The 18,953-nt window shown below is 42.4% G+C and carries 17 protein-coding genes and 1 pseudogene; 12 read left to right on the top strand and 6 right to left on the bottom strand.

All coding sequences use genetic code 11. From position 1 onward, the window contains the following. Nucleotides 1–9: 9 nt before the first annotated feature. Nucleotides 10–627 carry a recombination mediator RecR gene (gene recR, locus NXX38_RS17770; protein WP_195649733.1) on the bottom strand — a complete coding sequence of 206 codons (618 nt, stop codon included), beginning with the start codon at nt 625–627 and terminating at the stop codon, nt 10–12. Between the two features lie 91 nt (nt 628–718). Here recR and NXX38_RS17765 point away from each other — a divergent pair, with 91 nt between their 5' ends. The 7 genes and pseudogenes from NXX38_RS17765 to NXX38_RS17735 all read left to right on the top strand — a co-directional run bounded on the left by NXX38_RS17765 (nt 719) and on the right by NXX38_RS17735 (nt 8,467). After that, a complete protein-coding gene (locus tag NXX38_RS17765) occupies nt 719–2,170 on the top strand; it encodes a sodium:solute symporter (RefSeq protein ID WP_195649734.1) in 1,452 nt (483 codons plus the stop codon). Between the two features lie 7 nt (nt 2,171–2,177). Then, nucleotides 2,178–2,783 carry a ribosome biogenesis GTP-binding protein YihA/YsxC gene (yihA, locus tag NXX38_RS17760; RefSeq protein ID WP_148367218.1) on the top strand — a complete coding sequence of 202 codons (606 nt, stop codon included), beginning with the start codon at nt 2,178–2,180 and terminating at the stop codon, nt 2,781–2,783. A gap of 15 nt (nt 2,784–2,798) precedes the next feature. Further along, nucleotides 2,799–3,398, top strand: a complete 600-nt coding sequence (locus NXX38_RS17755) for a DUF4923 family protein (protein ID WP_148367220.1) — start codon at nt 2,799–2,801, stop codon at nt 3,396–3,398. 98 nt (nt 3,399–3,496) lie between these two features. Next, the gene (locus tag NXX38_RS17750) at nt 3,497–3,892 is read left to right on the top strand and encodes a DUF1573 domain-containing protein (RefSeq protein ID WP_004300420.1); all 396 of its coding nucleotides are present in this window, start codon (nt 3,497–3,499) and stop codon (nt 3,890–3,892) included. A 104-nt stretch (nt 3,893–3,996) separates the two neighbouring features. Further along, nucleotides 3,997–5,984: pseudogene (locus tag NXX38_RS17745) on the top strand (OPT family oligopeptide transporter). Nucleotides 5,985–5,990: 6 nt separating this feature from the next. Further along, nucleotides 5,991–7,547 carry an N-acetylmuramoyl-L-alanine amidase-like domain-containing protein gene (locus NXX38_RS17740; protein WP_258980483.1) on the top strand — a complete coding sequence of 519 codons (1,557 nt, stop codon included), beginning with the start codon at nt 5,991–5,993 and terminating at the stop codon, nt 7,545–7,547. 2 nt (nt 7,548–7,549) lie between these two features. Beyond that, nucleotides 7,550–8,467, top strand: a complete 918-nt coding sequence (locus NXX38_RS17735; RefSeq protein WP_258980481.1) for a PorV/PorQ family protein — start codon at nt 7,550–7,552, stop codon at nt 8,465–8,467. On the opposite strand, the gene lipB is transcribed toward NXX38_RS17735, so the two are convergent. Continuing rightward, nucleotides 8,424–9,107 (bottom strand): lipoyl(octanoyl) transferase LipB, encoded by a 684-nt coding sequence (lipB, locus tag NXX38_RS17730; protein WP_074557218.1) that lies wholly within the window; start codon nt 9,105–9,107, stop codon nt 8,424–8,426. The two genes, NXX38_RS17735 and lipB, sit on opposite strands and share 44 nt — an antisense overlap. Nucleotides 9,108–9,173: 66 nt before the next feature. Here lipB and NXX38_RS17725 point away from each other — a divergent pair, with 66 nt between their 5' ends. After that, nucleotides 9,174–10,013: a helix-turn-helix domain-containing protein gene (locus tag NXX38_RS17725; RefSeq protein WP_195649737.1), complete on the top strand. Its 840-nt coding sequence runs from the start codon at nt 9,174–9,176 to the stop codon at nt 10,011–10,013. A 140-nt stretch (nt 10,014–10,153) separates the two neighbouring features. Here the strand turns inward: NXX38_RS17725 and NXX38_RS17720 are convergent, their stop codons facing one another. The 4 genes from NXX38_RS17720 to NXX38_RS17705 form a co-directional block, all read right to left on the bottom strand. Continuing rightward, nucleotides 10,154–12,325, bottom strand: coding sequence for a heavy metal translocating P-type ATPase (locus NXX38_RS17720; protein WP_258981988.1), 2,172 nt, complete (start codon nt 12,323–12,325; stop codon nt 10,154–10,156). Between the two features lie 137 nt (nt 12,326–12,462). Then, nucleotides 12,463–12,786, bottom strand: a complete 324-nt coding sequence (locus NXX38_RS17715) for a heavy-metal-associated domain-containing protein (RefSeq protein WP_074557212.1) — start codon at nt 12,784–12,786, stop codon at nt 12,463–12,465. A gap of 73 nt (nt 12,787–12,859) precedes the next feature. Beyond that, nucleotides 12,860–15,082: a TonB-dependent receptor gene (locus NXX38_RS17710; protein ID WP_074636526.1), complete on the bottom strand. Its 2,223-nt coding sequence runs from the start codon at nt 15,080–15,082 to the stop codon at nt 12,860–12,862. 124 nt (nt 15,083–15,206) lie between these two features. Further along, on the bottom strand, nt 15,207–15,605 hold the full coding sequence (locus NXX38_RS17705; protein ID WP_074557273.1) for a hypothetical protein: 399 nt from the start codon (nt 15,603–15,605) through the stop codon (nt 15,207–15,209). Between the two features lie 197 nt (nt 15,606–15,802). Between NXX38_RS17705 and NXX38_RS17700 the strand changes: the two genes are divergently transcribed. From NXX38_RS17700 to rsmG, 4 genes are all read left to right on the top strand, one after another. Continuing rightward, nucleotides 15,803–16,888, top strand: a complete 1,086-nt coding sequence (locus tag NXX38_RS17700) for a metallophosphoesterase (protein WP_234132235.1) — start codon at nt 15,803–15,805, stop codon at nt 16,886–16,888. A gap of 74 nt (nt 16,889–16,962) precedes the next feature. Next, nucleotides 16,963–17,196 carry a YecH family metal-binding protein gene (locus tag NXX38_RS17695; protein WP_074557207.1) on the top strand — a complete coding sequence of 78 codons (234 nt, stop codon included), beginning with the start codon at nt 16,963–16,965 and terminating at the stop codon, nt 17,194–17,196. A 144-nt stretch (nt 17,197–17,340) separates the two neighbouring features. After that, complete coding sequence (locus NXX38_RS17690) at nt 17,341–18,192, top strand: DUF3298 and DUF4163 domain-containing protein (RefSeq protein WP_074557205.1); 852 nt, start codon at nt 17,341–17,343, stop codon at nt 18,190–18,192. Between the two features lie 112 nt (nt 18,193–18,304). Continuing rightward, nucleotides 18,305–18,925, top strand: coding sequence for a 16S rRNA (guanine(527)-N(7))-methyltransferase RsmG (rsmG, locus tag NXX38_RS17685; RefSeq protein ID WP_217722242.1), 621 nt, complete (start codon nt 18,305–18,307; stop codon nt 18,923–18,925). The last annotated feature ends 28 nt before the right edge of the window (nt 18,926–18,953 follow it).

The following is an 18,953-nucleotide window of genomic DNA, read 5'->3' as shown; positions in this document are numbered from 1 at the left end:
TAATAATGATTATACTGTTCCGGTAAAAAGTGTCCGGTTCACAATGCTGCGTCCCAGAGTTACTTCATCGGCATATTCAAGTTCATCGCCAACAGATATACCACGGGCAATTACACTTAGTTTCACGCCCAGCTTATCCAACTTGCGATAGATGTAGAAGTTGGTAGTATCACCCTCCATCGTGGTACTTAAAGCCAGAATGACCTCTTTGATTCCACCTTCAGTTACCCGCTGCACCAGACTTTCAATCTGAAGATCACTCGGTCCGACTCCATCCATTGGAGAGATAACTCCTCCCAAGACATGATAAAGTCCGCGATACTGCTGTGTTGCTTCCACTGCCATTACATCACGAATATTTTCCACCACACAGACAGTGGAAGCATCCCGTTGCGGATTGGCACAAATCTGGCAAGTTTCAGTATCGGATATATTATGACATACTTTGCAATACTTCACCTCACGTTTCAAAGTAATGATAGAATTCCCGAAAGCTTCCACAGTAGCCGTATCCTGACGGAGCAGATGCAGGACAAGCCTCATGGCTGTCTTACGCCCGATACCCGGAAGTTTGGAAAATTCGCCGACTGCCTTTTCAAGCAGTATAGAAGGATATTGTTGATTCATAGATAATAATTGCTGTTCTATCGATAAAACCTTGCAAAGATACAGATTATTGTTTTTAATACCTACAAAAATTACTACCTTTGCATCTGTTATGATGATACTTGTCACTATTATTTGCTACTTTGCGGCATTACTACTAATAGCCCGTATCACCGGACGCAGGGGCGGATCGAATGCAGCGTTCTTCAAGGGAGAGAACCAGTCACCTTGGTATATAGTCTCTTTCGGAATGATTGGCGCCTCTATCTCCGGAGTCACTTTTGTCTCTGTACCGGGAATGGTGCGCGGAATGGATATGACTTACATGCAAACGGTACTCGGATTTTTTTTCGGGTACATGGTTGTGGCTCACGTCTTACTCCCTTTATATTATAAACTAAATCTGACAAGCATCTACGGGTATATCGGCAACCGTATCGGATTGCGTGCTTATCGCACAAGCTCTTTTTTCTTTCTATTATCGCGCATGCTGGGAACCGCAGCCAAACTTTATCTGGTCTGCCTCATTCTACATACTTATGTATTTCAAGAAATGCATGTCCCTTTTTGGCTGATTGCTGTCGGCTCTGTTACACTGGTTTGGATATATACTCATAAAAGCGGAATAAAGACCATCGTGTGGACAGATACCTTACAAACATGTTGCCTGATTGCCGCCCTGATCTTTATCATCTATTTTACGATCCAAAGATTAGACCTTGACTTTAACAGTATTGTCCAAACAATCCAAAGTAGTGAACATAGCCGTATTTTTGTATTTGACGACTGGGTATCGCGGCAAAACTTCTTCAAACAGTTTTTCAGCGGTATCTTCATCGTTATCGTGATGACCGGACTGGATCAGGATATGATGCAAAAAAATCTTTCATGCCGGAACCTTCGGGAAGCACAAAAAAACATGTATTGCTACGGCTTCTCATTCATCCCACTAAATTTCCTTTTTCTATGTCTGGGAATTCTATTGATAGCACTAGCAGGACAAATGCAGCTCGAGCTACCGGCAATGAATGATGATATACTACCCATGTTTGCAGCACAAGGTTATCTGGGTCAACCCGTATTAATACTCTTCACAATCGGTATTATCGCAGCAGCTTTCAGTAACTCGGACTCCGCTCTGACAGCAATGACAACCAGCGTATGTGTAGACCTGCTGAATACGGAAAAAGACACAGAAGAAGTGGCACGTCGCAAAAGGGATAAGGTACATTTACTGCTATCAATCTTATTGGCATTCTTCATTTGCCTGGTAGAAATGCTCAATAACAAAAGTGTAATTGACGCTATATATATCATCGCCTCCTACACGTACGGTCCCCTACTCGGAATGTTTGCCTTCGGACTCTTTACCCGAAGACAAACAAATGACCGATGGGTCCCTCTGATAGCCATCCTTTCACCACTACTCTGTTATCTTGCCGACTGGTGGATTGGAAAAGAAACCGGATATAAATTTGGTTATGAATTGCTAATGTTAAATGGAACGCTTACCTTTGCGGGCTTAATGTTTATGTCTAAAAAGGAGCTACAAAGAAATAAATGACAAGAAGATGGAAATAACAAGTGCTGAATTTGTGATTAGCAATACGGACGTGAAGAAATGCCCGGCCGGAATTTTCCCGGAATATGCCTTTATAGGCCGTTCAAATGTGGGAAAATCAAGTCTTATCAATATGCTGACTAACCGTAAAGGACTGGCTATGACTTCCGCCACTCCGGGAAAAACAATGTTAATCAACCACTTCTTTATCAATAAGAACTGGTACCTCGTTGACCTTCCTGGATATGGCTATGCCCGACGCGGACAAAAAGGAAAAGACCAGATACGTACCATAATCGAAGATTATATCCTGGAACGGGAGCAAATGACCAATCTTTTCGTCCTGATAGACAGTCGGCTGGAACCTCAAAAAATAGACCTGGAATTTATGGAATGGCTGGGCGAGAACGGTATCCCTTTCTCCATCATCTTCACCAAAGCCGACAAACTCAAAGGTGGACGCTTAAAAATGAATATCAATGCCTACTTACGTGAGTTGAGTAAGCAATGGGAAGAACTCCCTCCTCACTTCATTTCTTCCTCGGAAGACCGTTTGGGGCGTACAGACATACTCAACTACATCGAAAACATAAACAAGAATCTCAACACTAAATGAAAAAAAAGAATGAAAATGAAAAAGAGTTTTTTATCGATTGCCTTAATGGCAGTATTTATGCTAATGGCGACTAACAGCCAAGCACAATCATGGTCAGACTTATTGAATAAGGACAACATCTCAAAGGTAGTGAATGCCATAACTGGAAATACCGAGTCTATCGATATGACCGGAACATGGAACTACAAAGGTTCGGCTGTAGAATTCGAATCGGACAACTTGCTGATGAAAGCAGGAGGAGCAGCCGCAGCTACTATGGCTGAAAGCAAACTGAATGAGCAATTAAGCAAAATAGGTATTAAAGACGGTCAGATGAGCTTCACCTTCAATGCCGACAGCACTTTCACCAGCACAGTGGGTAAGAAAACATTGAAAGGAACTTATTCTTACAATGCTTCAACCAAACAAGTAGACCTGAAATATCTGAAACTGCTGAATCTGCATGCAAAAGTGAATTGCAGCTCCAGTTCACTGGAATTACTGTTCAACTCGGACAAGCTACTGAAGCTGATGACTTTCATCGGCAGCAAAAGCAACAGTACCGCACTGAAAACAGTTAGTTCACTCGCTGAAAATTACGACGGAATGATGCTGGGATTCCAACTCTCAAAATAGCAAAAGAGAACCGTTTAATACTATTTCGCACTCTATAAAGTATATTTTAGGGGAAAAAGCATTATCTTTGGCATTCGTAATCAAAAAGAGAAGGAAAAATGAAAAAGATACTTTTTTTAATGACCCTGTTAGTAATGGGTGTAAGCTTTGCATTTGCGCAAACAAATGCAGATATCAAGTTTGACAAAACAACTCACGATTTCGGTAAGTTTTCTGAAAACAGTCCGGTTGTCAGTTGCACATTTACCTTTACTAACATCGGTGATGCTCCTTTGGTAATCCATCAAGCTGTAGCCTCATGCGGATGTACAGTACCTGAATATACAAAAGAGCCCATCATGCCGGGCAAAAAGGGAACAATCAAGGTGACTTATAACGGAACAGGCAAATATCCGGGACATTTCAAAAAATCAATCACCTTGCGTACCAATGCCAAAACAGAGATGGTAAGATTGTATATCGAGGGCGATATGACAGCAAAAGATGCAAAGTAGGAAAAAATAGACTATTACATAAAGGAGAATCTTTCGGTTCTCCTTTTTTTTGTTTACTTTGAGGACGGAAATGTAAATTGACACATTAGCAAATTATAAAAACTATGAAACAAGAAGAAGACAAATTCACCGGGTTACCCGAGAATGCGTTCAGAGAGTTGAAACCCGGGGAAGTGTACAACCCGTTGATGGGTCCCTCAAAAAATTATCCGGAAGTTAATATCTGGTCAGTTGCATGGGGCATTGCCATGGCAATCCTTTTTCAGCCGCCGCTGCCTATCTGGGGTTGAAGGTCGGACAAGTATTTGAAGCCGCTATTCCGATTGCCATCATTGCCGTAGGAGTTTCCGGAGCCGCAAAAAGAAAAAATGCGCTGGGAGAAAATGTAATTATCCAGTCTATCGGAGCTTGCTCCGGTGTCATTGTTGCCGGAGCGATCTTTACCCTCCCCGCTCTTTATATTCTTCAAGCCAAATATCCAGAAATGACGGTTACTTTCATGCAGGTATTCATCAGCTCCTTACTGGGTGGCGTATTGGGTATCTTGTTCCTGATTCCTTTCCGAAAATACTTTGTTAGTGATATGCATGGAAAATATCCTTTTCCGGAAGCAACAGCCACTACACAAGTGCTGATCTCCGGAGAAAAAGGGGGCAGTCAGGCTAAACCATTGTTGATGGCAGGTATGATCGGTGGACTATATGACTTCATCGTAGCTACCTTCGGATGGTGGAACGAGAACTTTACCACCCGTGTTTGCAGTGCCGGAGAAATGCTCGCAGAAAAAGCGAAGTTAGTATTCAAAGTAAATACCGGTGCTGCTGTACTCGGTTTGGGATATATCGTCGGACTGAAATATGCTTCCATCATTTGTGCCGGTTCATTGGCTGTATGGTGGATTATCATTCCGGGAATGTCTGCTATCTGGGGAGACAGTGTATTGAATGCCTGGAACCCGGAAATTACATCTACCGTAGGAATGATGAGTCCGGAAGAGATATTCAAATATTATGCCAAGAGCATCGGTATCGGTGGTATCGCTATGGCAGGTGTGATTGGTATTATCCGTTCCTGGAGTATCATCAAAAGTGCTGTCGGACTGGCTGCTAAAGAGATGGGTGGCAAAGGAAATGTAGAGAAAAGCATTATCCGCACGCAGCGGGATCTTTCAATGAAGATTATCGCTATCGGTTCGATCATCACATTGATACTAATCGTATTATTCTTCTACCTCGACGTTATGCAAGGAAATCTGTTGCATACGTTGGTAGCTATCGTTTTAGTTGCAGGCATCTCTTTCCTGTTTACTACAGTAGCCGCTAATGCCATTGCCATTGTAGGTACTAACCCGGTTTCGGGAATGACGTTGATGACACTGATTTTGGCCTCCGTAGTAATGGTAGCTGTCGGTCTGAAAGGTCCTTCGGGTATGGTTGCCGCATTGGTGATGGGTGGTGTGGTATGTACTGCACTGTCAATGGCAGGAGGTTTCATCACCGACTTGAAGATTGGGTACTGGCTCGGAAGTACACCCGCCAAACAGGAAACATGGAAGTTTCTGGGAACGATCGTATCAGCTGCAACAGTGGGTGGTGTAATGATTATCTTGAATAAGACATACGGATTTACAAGTGGTGCACTGGCTGCTCCACAAGCCAATGCAATGGCAGCCGTTATCGAACCGTTGATGAGTGGTGTAGGCGCACCCTGGTTGCTATACGGCATCGGTGCTGTCTTAGCGATTATTCTGACTCTTTGTAAAATTCCTGCATTAGCTTTCGCACTGGGTATGTTTATTCCATTGGAACTGAACGTACCGTTGGTAGTGGGTGGAGCTGTTAATTGGTTTGTGACAACCCGTAGCAAAGATGCAAGCCTGAATACGGAAAGAGGGGAAAAAGGAACCTTGTTGGCATCCGGTTTCATTGCCGGAGGTGCATTGATGGGAGTAATCAGTGCTGCAATGCGCTTTGGCGGAATCAATCTGGTCAATGAAGCATGGTTGAACAATACTTGGTCTGAAGTGTTGGCATTAGGAGCATATGCATTATTGATTCTTTACTTTATAAAGGCTTCAATGAAAGTTAAATAATTAATTATGAGGAGACTCTTATCCATCATAGTATCGCTTATAACTGCAATAACATTTGCACAACAGCCCGTCGAGCTACCTTTGTGGCCCGACGGTGCTCCCAACTCCAGTGGGTTAACCGGAGAAGAGCAGGAAGTACGTCCTCATTTTGTCACAAATGTCACATACCCCACTATGACGGTCTACCATCCGGAAAAACCAAATGGGATGGCCATTATCATGTGTCCCGGAGGCGGTTATCGTGGACTCGGTATGGATGGAGAAGGGTATGATATGGCCCCTTGGTTTTGCGGACAAGGTATCACCTATATTGTATTAAAATACCGGATGCCGAACGGACATAGCGAAGTCCCCATATCAGATGCTGAACAAGCAATTCGCATGGTACGGCAACATGCCAAGGAATGGAATGTCAATCCTCATAAGGTAGGAATAATGGGAGCCTCTGCAGGGGGACATTTAGCTTCTACAATCGCCACTCATTATAATTCGGAAACACGTCCGGATTTTCAGATATTACTTTATCCGGTGGTCACGATGATGCAAGTCACCCGGGGAAATACAAGAGAGGCATTGCTCGGAAAGAATCCCACGATGGAACAGATACAGAAATTCTCGGCCGAACTGCAAGTAACTCCCGATACTCCTCAAGCATTTATAGCTCTTACCTCCGACGATCCTTCCGTACCGCCTTACCATGGAGTAAACTATTACCTTGCTTTACAAAAAAACAAAGTTCCGGCCACTCTCCACATCTATCCTACCGGAGGACATGGCTGGGGATTTCAGGACAGTTTTAAATATAAGCAACAATGGACACAAGAATTAGAGAAATGGTTGTGCGACGGTGTTGTATTCCCGGAAGATTCGGAACCTATGTTACGGATCGGGAAATCTTACCTGGGAACCAAATATGTGGCCAACACATTAGACCAAGACGAAAAAGAAACGCTAGTGATTCGGACTGATGCGGTAGATTGCCTCACTTTTGTAGAATATACACTTGCACAGGCACTCGGCTCTTCCTTTGCTGACAATCTGCAGAAAATACGCTATCGGGATGGCATCATCAACGGATATCCTTCCCGGTTGCATTACACTTCTGAATGGATTGAAAACGGCGTTCGCCACGGATTCCTCACAGATATTACTGCCAAGAACAGTCTACATACAAATAAATTAGCTCTTTCATATATGTCCGCTCACCCCTGGCAATACAAAAAAATGGCTGATTCGCCGGAAAATGTACTACAAATGGCCGAACATGAAAAAGCTATTTCCGGAAAAGTGGTACATTGGCTGCCGAAAAACGAATTGCCGGAAGCCGGATTGCCTTGGATTATGAATGGAGATATTATTGCTATTACAACGAAAATGTCCGGATTGGATATAGCTCATGTGGGAATAGCAGCATATAGACATGGAAAACTACATCTGCTACACGCTTCTTCTACATTGGGAAAAGTTGTTGTCAGCGATGAACCTCTCAATCACATGCTAAACAACAATAAATCATGGACAGGCATACGTGTTGTCCGGATGTCTCACTCTAAAAATAACTGATTATGAAACGAGTAAAACATTTCCTTCTCGTCTCGTGCTTATTCCCCACTTTGCTGGGAGCACAAGAAATGGCAAACGCCTACTTTCTGGAACTTACTCCGGACGCCCAATCGGCAGGTATGGCAGGTACAGGATTAGCTACCACCGATAACGGTAGTACAGCTATCTTTCATAATGCTTCTACCATCGCCTTCTCACAGGAAGTGATGGGGGCGAGTTATTCATACGCCAATATCAACAAAGACTATGCGCTACATAGTGCCTCCCTTTTCTATCGGATCGGCAGGGAAGGCATACATGGATTTGCTATAGGTTTCCGGCATTTCAAAGATCCCAAAGTATTTGATTACCGTCCGCATATATGGGATCTGGAAGCTGCCTATTTCAGAAATGTAGCCAAGAATCTATCTATGTCATTAACGTTCAGATACCTGCAAGCCAAAGCCGCAGAAGGTGCAGACACCAAGAATAGTGTTTGCCTGGACTTCGGTGCGACTTACTATCGCAGCATGGCTCTGTTGGACGAAATGGCTTCCTGGAGCATTGGTTTCCAAGCTGCCAACTTAGGCAAAAAACTGGATGGACAGAAGTTACCTGCCAGATTAGGCTTAGGAGGTACGATCGACCTGCCATTCAGTATAGAAAATCGTTTGCAGGTTGCGCTCGACTTTAATTACCTGCTTCCTTCTGAAATCCGTCATTTACAGGCCGGTATAGGAGCCGAATATAATTTCCTGAAATATGGTGTTATCCGTGCAGGATACCATTTTGGAGACAAAGACAAAGGAATAGGTAACTACGGCACTTTAGGCTGCGGAATCAACTTCTGGCCGATACGTGCAGACTTCTCTTATGCCTTGGCTGACAAGGATTGCTTTATGCACCGCACTTGGCAGCTGGGAGTTGGAATAGTTTTCTAAGCTCATCTTCGAGGCGTTGCTTCACTTCGTCCATCGGCACATCGTGCTTTAATTCCTGACGAAGAGAAGTGACGCCTTTATCTATAAACCCACAAGGGTGAATATAGCTGAAATAACGCAAATCCGTATTCACATTCAAAGCCAGTCCGTGCATAGTGACAAAGTGACTGCTCCTCACTCCGATAGCACAAATCTTACGTGCACGGGGCGTATCACCCTCCAGCCACACTCCTGTTGCTTTCTCTAAACGGCCGGCTTCAATGCCATAAGAAGCACATACACGAATCACCGCTTCTTCCAACAGATGGACGTATTCTTTCAATCCTAACTGAAATTCTTCAAGATTCAGTATCGGATAGCATACCAGTTGTCCGGGGCCATGATAGGTAATATCCCCTCCCCGATCAATATGATAAAGAGTAGCGTCAATAGCTTTCAGCTGTTCACCACTCAACAGCATATTATTTTCTTTCCCGCTACGCCCTAATGTATAAACATGGGGATGCTCGCACATTACGACACGATTTTCATAACTCCCGCCCTGAACTTTTGCCCGGACAATCTCATCAAACCATTCTGTCTGCCGTTGCCATGCTTCGGCATATGGGATAAAATTCCAATCAATAAAAACTGTTTTCATGAAAACAAAGGTAAGAAATAAAAAGAAAATGTGTACATTTGTTGGCCTAATATAACAAACACAACTATGAAAATGGACTTTCCACAGGTAGACTTGCCTACCGAAGTATTAGCATGGACGAATGTTACGGAAGACATTCTCAATATTTATAAGCAATCGTGCCGGTTGCAGGCATGTATTGTTGCCATCTGTACCGAAGGTTCGATGAAAGCCTCCATCAATCTGCTTGATTATGAAATTCGTCCTAATGACCTGATAACATTGTTACCGGGAACAATCATCCAGTTCCGGGAGAGAACAGAAAAAGTATGCCTTTGCTTTGCCGGTTTCTCCGCCTTTTGTGCCGGACGAATCAATCTGATGAAGAATATTGGTAATGCATATCCCAAACTGATAGAACAGCCGGTGGTTCCTCTTAATGAAGAAGTAGCCAGTTATCTGAAAGACTATTTTGCTCTATTATCACGGGCCAGTTGCAATGAGAACTTCGAAATGGATTCCGAATTGGTTGAGTTATCCCTTCAGACTATCCTGACAAGCATACGACTGATATATCATAAATTTCCGGGTGAGAACAGCAGTTCGAATCGCAAAAAGGAAATCTGCCGGGAATTGATTCAAGCCATCACCGAGAATTATAAGAATGAACGTCGTGCACAATTCTACGCAGACAAACTGGGAATCTCGCTTCAGCATCTAAGCACAACCGTGAGACAAGTGACAGGTAAAAGTGTATTAGATACTATTGCTTACATTGTAATCATGGATGCCAAAGCGAAACTGAAAGGCACTAATATGACTATCCAAGAAATAGCTTATTCTTTAAACTTCCCCAGCGCCTCATTCTTTGGTAAGTATTTTAGGCGGTACGTAGGAATGACGCCATTGGAATTCAGAAACAGATAATTCTTATGAAGAGCGATAGAGGATAAAATTATAAACAACGAATTACAAAAAAACGAACGGTGAACAAATTGCGCATGATCCGCAAAGTATTCACCGTTTATTATTTACTTACAGTTTGTTTTCTTTTTACAGTCGCTTACTCATTTTCTTCCCAAGCTCAATGAATTGAGCACTACACTCACACTGGAGAAGGCCATTGCAGCACTTGCCAACATCGGATTCAATAACAACTCATTCAATGGAAATAAGATACCGGCAGCAATAGGAATCCCGATCAGATTATAAATAAACGCCCAGAAAAGATTCTGATGAATCAGTTTGACCGTCTGCTTTGACAGCTGAAAAGCTTTAGGAAGCAGCAATAAATCCGATGTCATCAAGGTTACCATAGCTACGTCCATAGCAATATCAGTTCCTTTCCCCATGGCAATGCTCACGTCAGCCAGTGCCAGAGCCTGCGAATCATTGATACCATCTCCTACCATAGCGACTTTCTTTCCCTGCATTTGAAGCTCACGCACAAATTCGGCCTTATCGTCCGGCAGAGCGTCAGCAACAAAACGTTCAATTCCTAAACGGGAAGAAACAGCTAATGCCGTCCGCTGCCCGTCACCCGTCAACATACAGATGTCAATACCTTGACGTTTCAGTTCTTTTACCGCTTCGGCAGAAGTAGCCTTTATCGGGTCAGAAACAGCAATGATAGCCAATAACTCGTTTTCGCGTCCAAAGTAGATAATGCCATTGCCATCCGATTCATAGCGAACCAGCATTTCAGCCATCACATCATTTACTGTCGCACTGAAATCTTTTAGGAGTTTATGACTACCTACCCAGTAGGTATGTCCTTCATAAGAGACTTTGATTCCTTTTCCCGTAATACTTTCGAAACTATCCAACGTAGCAGGTTTTATTTTCTCTTCATCCTGAAGTGCAGAAACGATAGCACCGGCAAGCGGATGCTCCGATTTCATTTCTGCGGCTAAAAGCACATCTTTGAAATGAGGTTCCTGCGATTGTGCCCATAACCATCCGGTAGCAGTAGGGTGTCCTTCAGTCAATGTCCCGGTTTTATCCAGTACAACGACATCCACTTTACGCATTTGTTCCAAAGCTACTGCATCTTTAATCAGAATATGCTGGCTGGCAGCTTTACCTATTCCCACCATCAATGCAGTAGGCGTAGCAAGTCCCAAAGCACACGGACAAGCAATGACAAGAACAGAAACAGCCGACAGAATACCATAAGAGATATATTCACTACCACCGATGGCAATCCATAAAACAAATGTCAGGATGGCAATACCCAATACGACAGGTACGAAAATTCCAGTAATACGGTCGACGATACGTTGCACGGGAGCTTTGCTACCCTGTGCTTCCTGCACCATGGAAATGATGCGGGCAAGCACCGTTTCACTACCTACCTGTGTGGCGTGTATGATAAATGAGCCACGCTGGTTGATCGTTCCTGCCAAGACTTTATCGCCTTTCTTCTTTTCTACCGGAACCGGTTCACCACTAATCATGCTTTCGTCAACATACGAATCGCCTTCGGAGAGTTGACCGTCCACAGGTATCTGTTCTCCCGGACGTACAACAACCATATCACCTATCTGGAGGTTCTCGATCAAAATCTCCTCTTCCACTCCATTGCGCAGAACCCGGGCAACTTTAGGCTGCATTCCCATCAACTTGCGAATAGCAGTCGAGGTATTGCCTTTAGCACGCTCCTCCATCAATTTTCCGGTAAGAACGAAAGCGATAATCACTGCAGAAGCCTCATAATAGACGTGCGGTTCCAATCCGCGAGCATACCAAAATTCGGGGAAAAAAGTATTGAACAGACTGAACAGAAAAGCAATGGAAGTACTAAGTGCAACCAGTGTATCCATATTGCTCCGTCCCAGTTTAGCCTGTTTCCAAGCCCCGGTAAAGAAACCACCTCCAAAAAAGACCATGACAGGGATAGCAAGTAGCATTTGAATCTCATTAGAGTATGGTACATGCATCAGTATCATGGAAAATACCAACAACGGTACTACCAAAATCCAAGCCCCAATCACTTTCCACTTCAAACGAGTGTAACGCATCTGCTGCTCCTCTTCCCGGCGTTCCTCTTTGTGGGCTTCTTCCACAATCAGATCATAACCTGCCGCAAGCACAGCCGCACGGATTTCTCCGGGAGTCAGCTGGTCTTTCTCATAAGAAACGGTCAATGTATTGGTAGCAAAATTAACGGAAGCCTCAATGACTCCCGGCAATTTTTTCACTGTTTTTTCTACATTATTGGCACATCCTGCACAATGCATATTAAGCACAGGAAATGCCTTTTTTTATTGTGTTACCCATATAATTATTATTTATGGTCTTCCCTTCCTCCCGGAAAGAAGTCGGGGAAGAACCATTGTTTGTTTATAGAAACAAGCTAATACAGGTATTTGTTCAATTACTTCTTATCAGTCTTCTGATCGTCTTTCTTTGTTTCTTTTACAAATTCAGCTTCATAATTAAACTTGTTAAATCCTGCTTGCAAGTTCTTTACATTCGTTTTTTCAGCATCATACGTGATAGTCACCAATTTAGTTTTTACTTCGGTCGCAATATCCTTCAATCCTTTTTCAAAACGCATATTGTCTTTTACTTTCTTTTCGCATTTCTCACAATGCATCTGGGACACTTTAAATACGACTACACGAATATCTTTTGCCAATACAGCTGCTACACTCAAAAGAGCCACCACGCAAGTGGCCATCCATCTTTTTGTTTTCATTTTTCCTATCAGTTTAAAATTAGTATTCTTTATTTTCTATGCGATCGTTTCGCTACTCACTATTCTCCTGTTTTTACTCACTATTCCTAGCTAAATTAAAACGTATTCCGATATATCCTTTTGCCCCGTGTACCGGTCCCCATATCATCGTGGAATCAAAGTTGCTTCCCCAAGGATTTGCCGCATCGATAATCGGATTCTTTTGTTTGAAATTGGTCAGGTTCTCGCCTCCTACATAGATAGACCAGCGGCGGAAGTAACGTGTCACCTGTAAGCTCAACTGCTCAAAACTACCATAACGGCGTTCCCAAGACAACTGTCCATCTCCCAATTCATAAGGAGTAGGCATCCTACCTCCACCATTCAGTTGCAGTGTTGCATCAAACTGCCAAATTCCCAGCGGAGTCTGGTAGGAAGCAGTGAGCAAGCCTTTGTATTTGCTGGTTAGAGGTTTCTCCATTCGCACTCCCTTGTAAGTCGTTTTTGCATCCGTGAGTCGGTAAGCTCCTGTCAAGGTAAATCCTTTAAAGAAAGGATAACTTGCTTCCACCTGAAATACATGCGAGTAAGAACGTCCATCCAAATTATAAAAAGCCACTTCATGAGGGTTGCTATCCATATCCACGATTACTTGTTTCAAGAAATCCGTGTAATAGTATTCCGCATTTACATTCAGCGTCTTGCCGAATATAGGAATATAAGTAGATACACTGGCACCGTAATTCCATGCTTCTTCCATATCCAGATTCTTTGCTATTTCTACCTTACGACTACTGGAAAGCAGATAATTGTTTTCTGCCAGCACATGATTGGTACGATACCCTTTTCCGGCAGAAAGACGGAAGTTCACATAATCATTCGGATTGTATTTAAGATGTGCACGCGGAGTCACAAAGAAACCATGTTCGTTACTGTAGTCTCCACGCAAACCCGCCATCACCATCCATTTATCATTCAGGTTCAACGTATATTGCACGTATGCACCGGGAACAGCTTCCTTTTCAAAAGCTTTGAGAGGATTATCCGTATTATTCTCCAAACGATAATGCTGGTCGTAAGCGTCATAATTGAAGCTTAATCCTGCAGAAAAGCTGTTCTGCGGATTAAATTCCGTTTCAAACATCAGCGAAGCATAAACGTTGGTTTGATCCACATTATACAGTTTGCGCCCATACGTAGCATCCTGATTGTGCAAAGTAGCGGAAAGAATCAAAGCCAGATTCGTATTCTTCTCCTTATTAAATATGTACGCATTCTTGGTGAAGAATTCATAACGTTCCGTATCAATCCCCACTTTATATAAATCACCGGAGTGTATTGCCCCTCCATGATTGGCTTGTCCGCTGGTACGTGTTTCGGAAAGAGCTTTGATACCTGCCTGAAAAACATAATGGTCGCCCATATATGCCCATCGGTTCCACACGTTATACTGCTCTACTTGAGGAATATCCACAAATCCGTCATCATTACCATCATGTGCTTTAGTCTCATTTTCATAATGCGCCAGCAGAGAAGTGCTCCATCGTTTGGAAAGTTTCAATGTAGCATCTGCATTGGCTTCATACCGGTTGGTAGTGCTTGCAAAAAGATTGGCAGATACCCAGTCGGCTTCCGGCAACTGCGGCTTCTTAAATTCCACGTTAATCTGTCCCGTGATGGCTTCATAACCATTTTTTACTGAAGATGTTCCTTTGGAAACTTGTATACTCTGCATCCACGGACCCGGGACATACCCTAGTCCATAAGGAGAAGCCGCTCCACGATAATTCGGAATATTTTCCGTCAACATCTGCACATAAGTGCCGGACAGTCCCAACAATTTAATCTGCTTGGCCCCTGTTGCTGCATCAGAATAGCTCACATCTACCGAAGGATTGGTCACAAAACTTTCACCCAGATTACAACAAGCAGCTCTACTCAGTTCAGCACTGCTTATCATATCTTCGTTCATCACGCTACTGCGTAATTTCATCGTTCCTAATTTGCGAGTGACAATATTCACCTCATTCAATTCCACTCCATCACGAAGCACAATATCCAACTGCTGATTTTTACTGCTCACATGAATGGTATCATTCTGGAAACCAATAAAACTGATTATTAACATGTGGCTTTTGGAAGGTTTTACAATAGAAAAACTACCATCTTCCTTAGTTGTCACTCCTTGTCCTGTATTCATCCAGAACACATTTGCACCCGGAATAGCCTCCCCAGCACTATCTTTCACTGTTCCCCGTACTTGCGCATATATATTACCGGCAAATAACAGGAACAGTCCTATTATCATATATTTCATTCTTTCTAAAGTTACTTTCGAGATACAAAATTAATTCATTTCTCATGCAACTTAGTTGCATTCAGTTTTGCTTTACTTTCATATTCAATAGAAAGCAAAGGAATAAATAAGAAAGAAATAGTGGCTAAATAATATAAGTGGAATATAACGCCAGCTTCTGCCTCGAACAGAGAGGTGGCGGAGAGGTCAGACTATCATATTCTACCGGTTTATCCGCATAGGTCGGAGTCAACAGATAGCAAAAATGCTCACACAAAAGATCGACTACTAAAGCAGATGTTGTCAGTTCAGTAGCATGTTTCATCAAATCGAGCTTATAGATAGTAGCTGTACAACCTTTATCTTTACAACCTTTTTTTGAATCACAAGTATGAGCCTTTTTACACTTCGGACAGCCTGTATCACAACAGCTCTGCACCGTTTCACAACGGGCGCAGCAATAACGCACAATAGAGACTCCGCCTCCTGAATAGATAATCAGGAGAGAGAGGATGAGTGCTGTTATGTAGGCTAGTCTTTTCATTTCAGAGGACAAAGATAAGAATAAAAACAGATTTTCCTATAATTTTTCGTAATTAAGATTCAATCAATCCGTTACAGACACCATTCCCTTTCCTTTATTTGGCTATTTTAGAGTCATATCAGCACTATTAACTCTTTTTACTCAACAATAAAACCTATCTTTGCCCCAATAATTCCTCTGATTTTTAAGTAAACACTATGCTTACATATTTACTGATTATTATCACTCTTTATCTGGTAGGTAATGCCTACATATTTATCAGAGCAAAACAAGCTCTGAAGGTTAAATCTCTCGGAGTAAAAATATTCCTGACCGTTTTATTCTGGATATGTGCTTTATCCTTTTTCGGCACGATGCTGGCTCGTAACCTTGAGATACCTGTCTTTATCTCCCATTCGATGTACACCATTGGAACAAGTTGGCTGATATTTACTTTATACATGGCATTATTCCTACTTTTGTTTGATATCTTGAAATTATTCAAAGTTGTCTGCAAATATAGGTTCTATCTGTCTTTAGTGTTCACGTTGGGACTGCTGGGATATGGAGTGTATAACTATCATCATCCGGAAACCAATGTAGTCAGCATTTTAACCAATAAACAATATGAAGATACTCCCCAAGCAATTAAAATCGTTGCAATCAGCGATGTTCACTTGGGAAATGGTACAGGGAAAGCCGCATTAAAAAAATATGTGGAAATGATAAATGCGCAGCATCCCGACTTGATACTGATTAGTGGCGACTTGATTGATAATAGCGTCGTACCTCTTTATACAGAGAATATGGCGGAAGAATTGGGCGACTTGAAAGCTCCTATGGGTATCTATATGGTTCTCGGCAATCACGAATACATTAGTGGTATCGATGAAAGTATCCGATATATAAAAAGCACTCCAATACAATTATTGCGCGATTCAGTAGTCACACTTCCTAATGGCATCCAACTGATAGGACGTGATGACCGCCATAACCGAAAGCGTCGTTCCCTGCAAGAATTAATGGTGAATGTCGATAAAAGCAAACCTATCATTTTATTGGATCATCAACCTTTTGATTTAGAAGAAACAGAAGCTGCCGGCATCGACCTGCAATTCAGCGGGCATACACACCACGGACAAATATGGCCTATTAGTTGGGTGACCGAATCTATATTCGAGCAAAGCCACGGTTATCGCCAATGGGGAAACAGTCACGTGTATGTATCTTCCGGATTATCTCTTTGGGGACCACCTTTCAGAATAGGAACGTATAGTGAAATGGTTATTTTCAATTTTCAATGAATATTATGCAGTTTTGTCACATATGTTACAGTTTCTGAGTAATCTCTGCCCTATCTTTGCAGAAAAAAAAGATTATGGAACAATTACATGCTCATGAAGTCCTCCACATGATGGAAGGAAATAGCTACTCGGAATCATCATTGCGGGAAGCAATCATTAAGAAGTTTGGCTCACAGCAACGTTTTTATACTTGCTCGGCAGAAAACATGGATGTAGATACCCTTATCGAATTTCTCAAAATGAAAGGGAAGTTTATGCCTGCTGAAGATGGATTCACAGTAGATATCACTAAAGTTTGCAAGCATTGATTGGCGGATAATATCCGCCAATCCCATTTTAGGGGATAAATAGCTGCAAATTTTTCTGTTTTTATTAGCCCGATTCACGAATTTCATCTATATTTGTCAATAGTGAATGATAAAACAAATGTTGAATTTACAGAAAAAACGGGTATGAAAAAACAATATGTCAGTCTGCTTGCAATTATACTTTCGGTAAGCGGCTTTTTGTTTTCTTGTCATGACAAGATGAACAAAAACACAGGTGCGTTACAGTTTGATAGCATTCAAGTGAATAAGACAGCGCACCTCTTCAATGATACAGCCAAACCGGCCTGCAATATTATTATTAATTTTGCTTATCCGGTAAAATCATCGGATGATATGCTGAAAGACAGTCTGAATACTTATTTCATTTCGGCCTGTTTCGGTGATAAATACATCGGTGAAAAACCGGAAGAAGTTGTAAAGCAATATACCGAGAATTATATCAGCGAATACCGTCGCGATCTCGAGCCTATGTATACCGAGGATGAGAAAGACAAGGAAGACGAATCTTCCATCGGTGCCTGGTATTCTTATTATAAAGGTATAGAGAGCCATGTGCAACTGTATGATAAAGACCTGCTTGTATACCGCATCGACTATAACGAATATACCGGAGGTGCACATGGTATTTACATGGCAACTTATTTAAATATGGACCTCACCCTGATGCGTCCGCTCCGTCTCGATGATATTTTTGTCGGAGACTACAAAGATGCATTGACCGACCTGATCTGGAATCAGCTCATGGCGGACAACAAAGTGACCACTCACGAAGCATTGGAAGACATGGGATATGCTTCAACCGGTGACATCACTCCGACAGAGAATTTCTACCTAAGCAAAGAAGGAGTCACCTTCTATTATAATGTATATGATATCACTCCTTATTCTATGGGACCTGTAAAGGTAACAATCCCATTTGCTATGATGGAACATCTATTAGGCAGTAACCCGATTCTGGGAGAGCTGAAAAATTAAAATTCATAAAAAGCTGAACACCAATGAATACCCTGTTGTTATCACTTCCATGTGACAAAATAGGATATTCATCCACATCTATCATTCAAAACTTATAATTCAAAATTCAAAAGTGGAAATCATACTGAAATATTTTCCTGATCTGACGGAAGAGCAGCGCAAACAATTCGCAGCTCTATACGCCCTCTACACTGACTGGAATTCAAAAATCAACGTTATCTCCCGCAAAGACATTGAGAATCTATATGAGCATCACGTGCTCCATTCATTAGGCATTGCCAAAGTCATCCAATTCCGCCCCGGAACCAGCATCATGGACTTGGGTACAGGAGGAGGTTTTCCCGGCATTCCTTTAGCAATCCTGTTTCCCGAGGTAAAATTCCACCTCGTAGACAGCATCGGCAAGAAAGTACGTGTAGCAACCGAAGTGGCAAATGCCATCGGACTGAAAAATGTGACTTTCCGCCATGCCCGTGCAGAAGAGGAGAAACAAACGTTCGACTTTGTTGTCAGCCGTGCCGTAATGCCTTTGGCGGATTTGATTAAGATTATCAAAAAGAATATCTCTTCGAAACAACAGAATGCATTGCCCAACGGACTTATCTGTCTCAAAGGCGGTGAACTGGAGCACGAAACAATGCCGTTCAAACATAAAACGGTCATTCATAGCTTGAGCGACAACTTCGAGGAAGAGTTCTTTAAAACAAAAAAAGTGGTATATGTTCCGATTTAAACAAGACTATATGTTCTGATAGATGATA

It is taken from the genome of Bacteroides sp. BFG-637 (assembly GCF_024793605.1).
GTDB classification, from domain to species: Bacteria; Bacteroidota; Bacteroidia; order Bacteroidales; family Bacteroidaceae; genus Bacteroides; species Bacteroides vicugnae.
The sequence above is the reverse complement of the archived record's forward strand: the minus strand, read 5'-3'. Positions and strand labels throughout refer to the sequence as shown.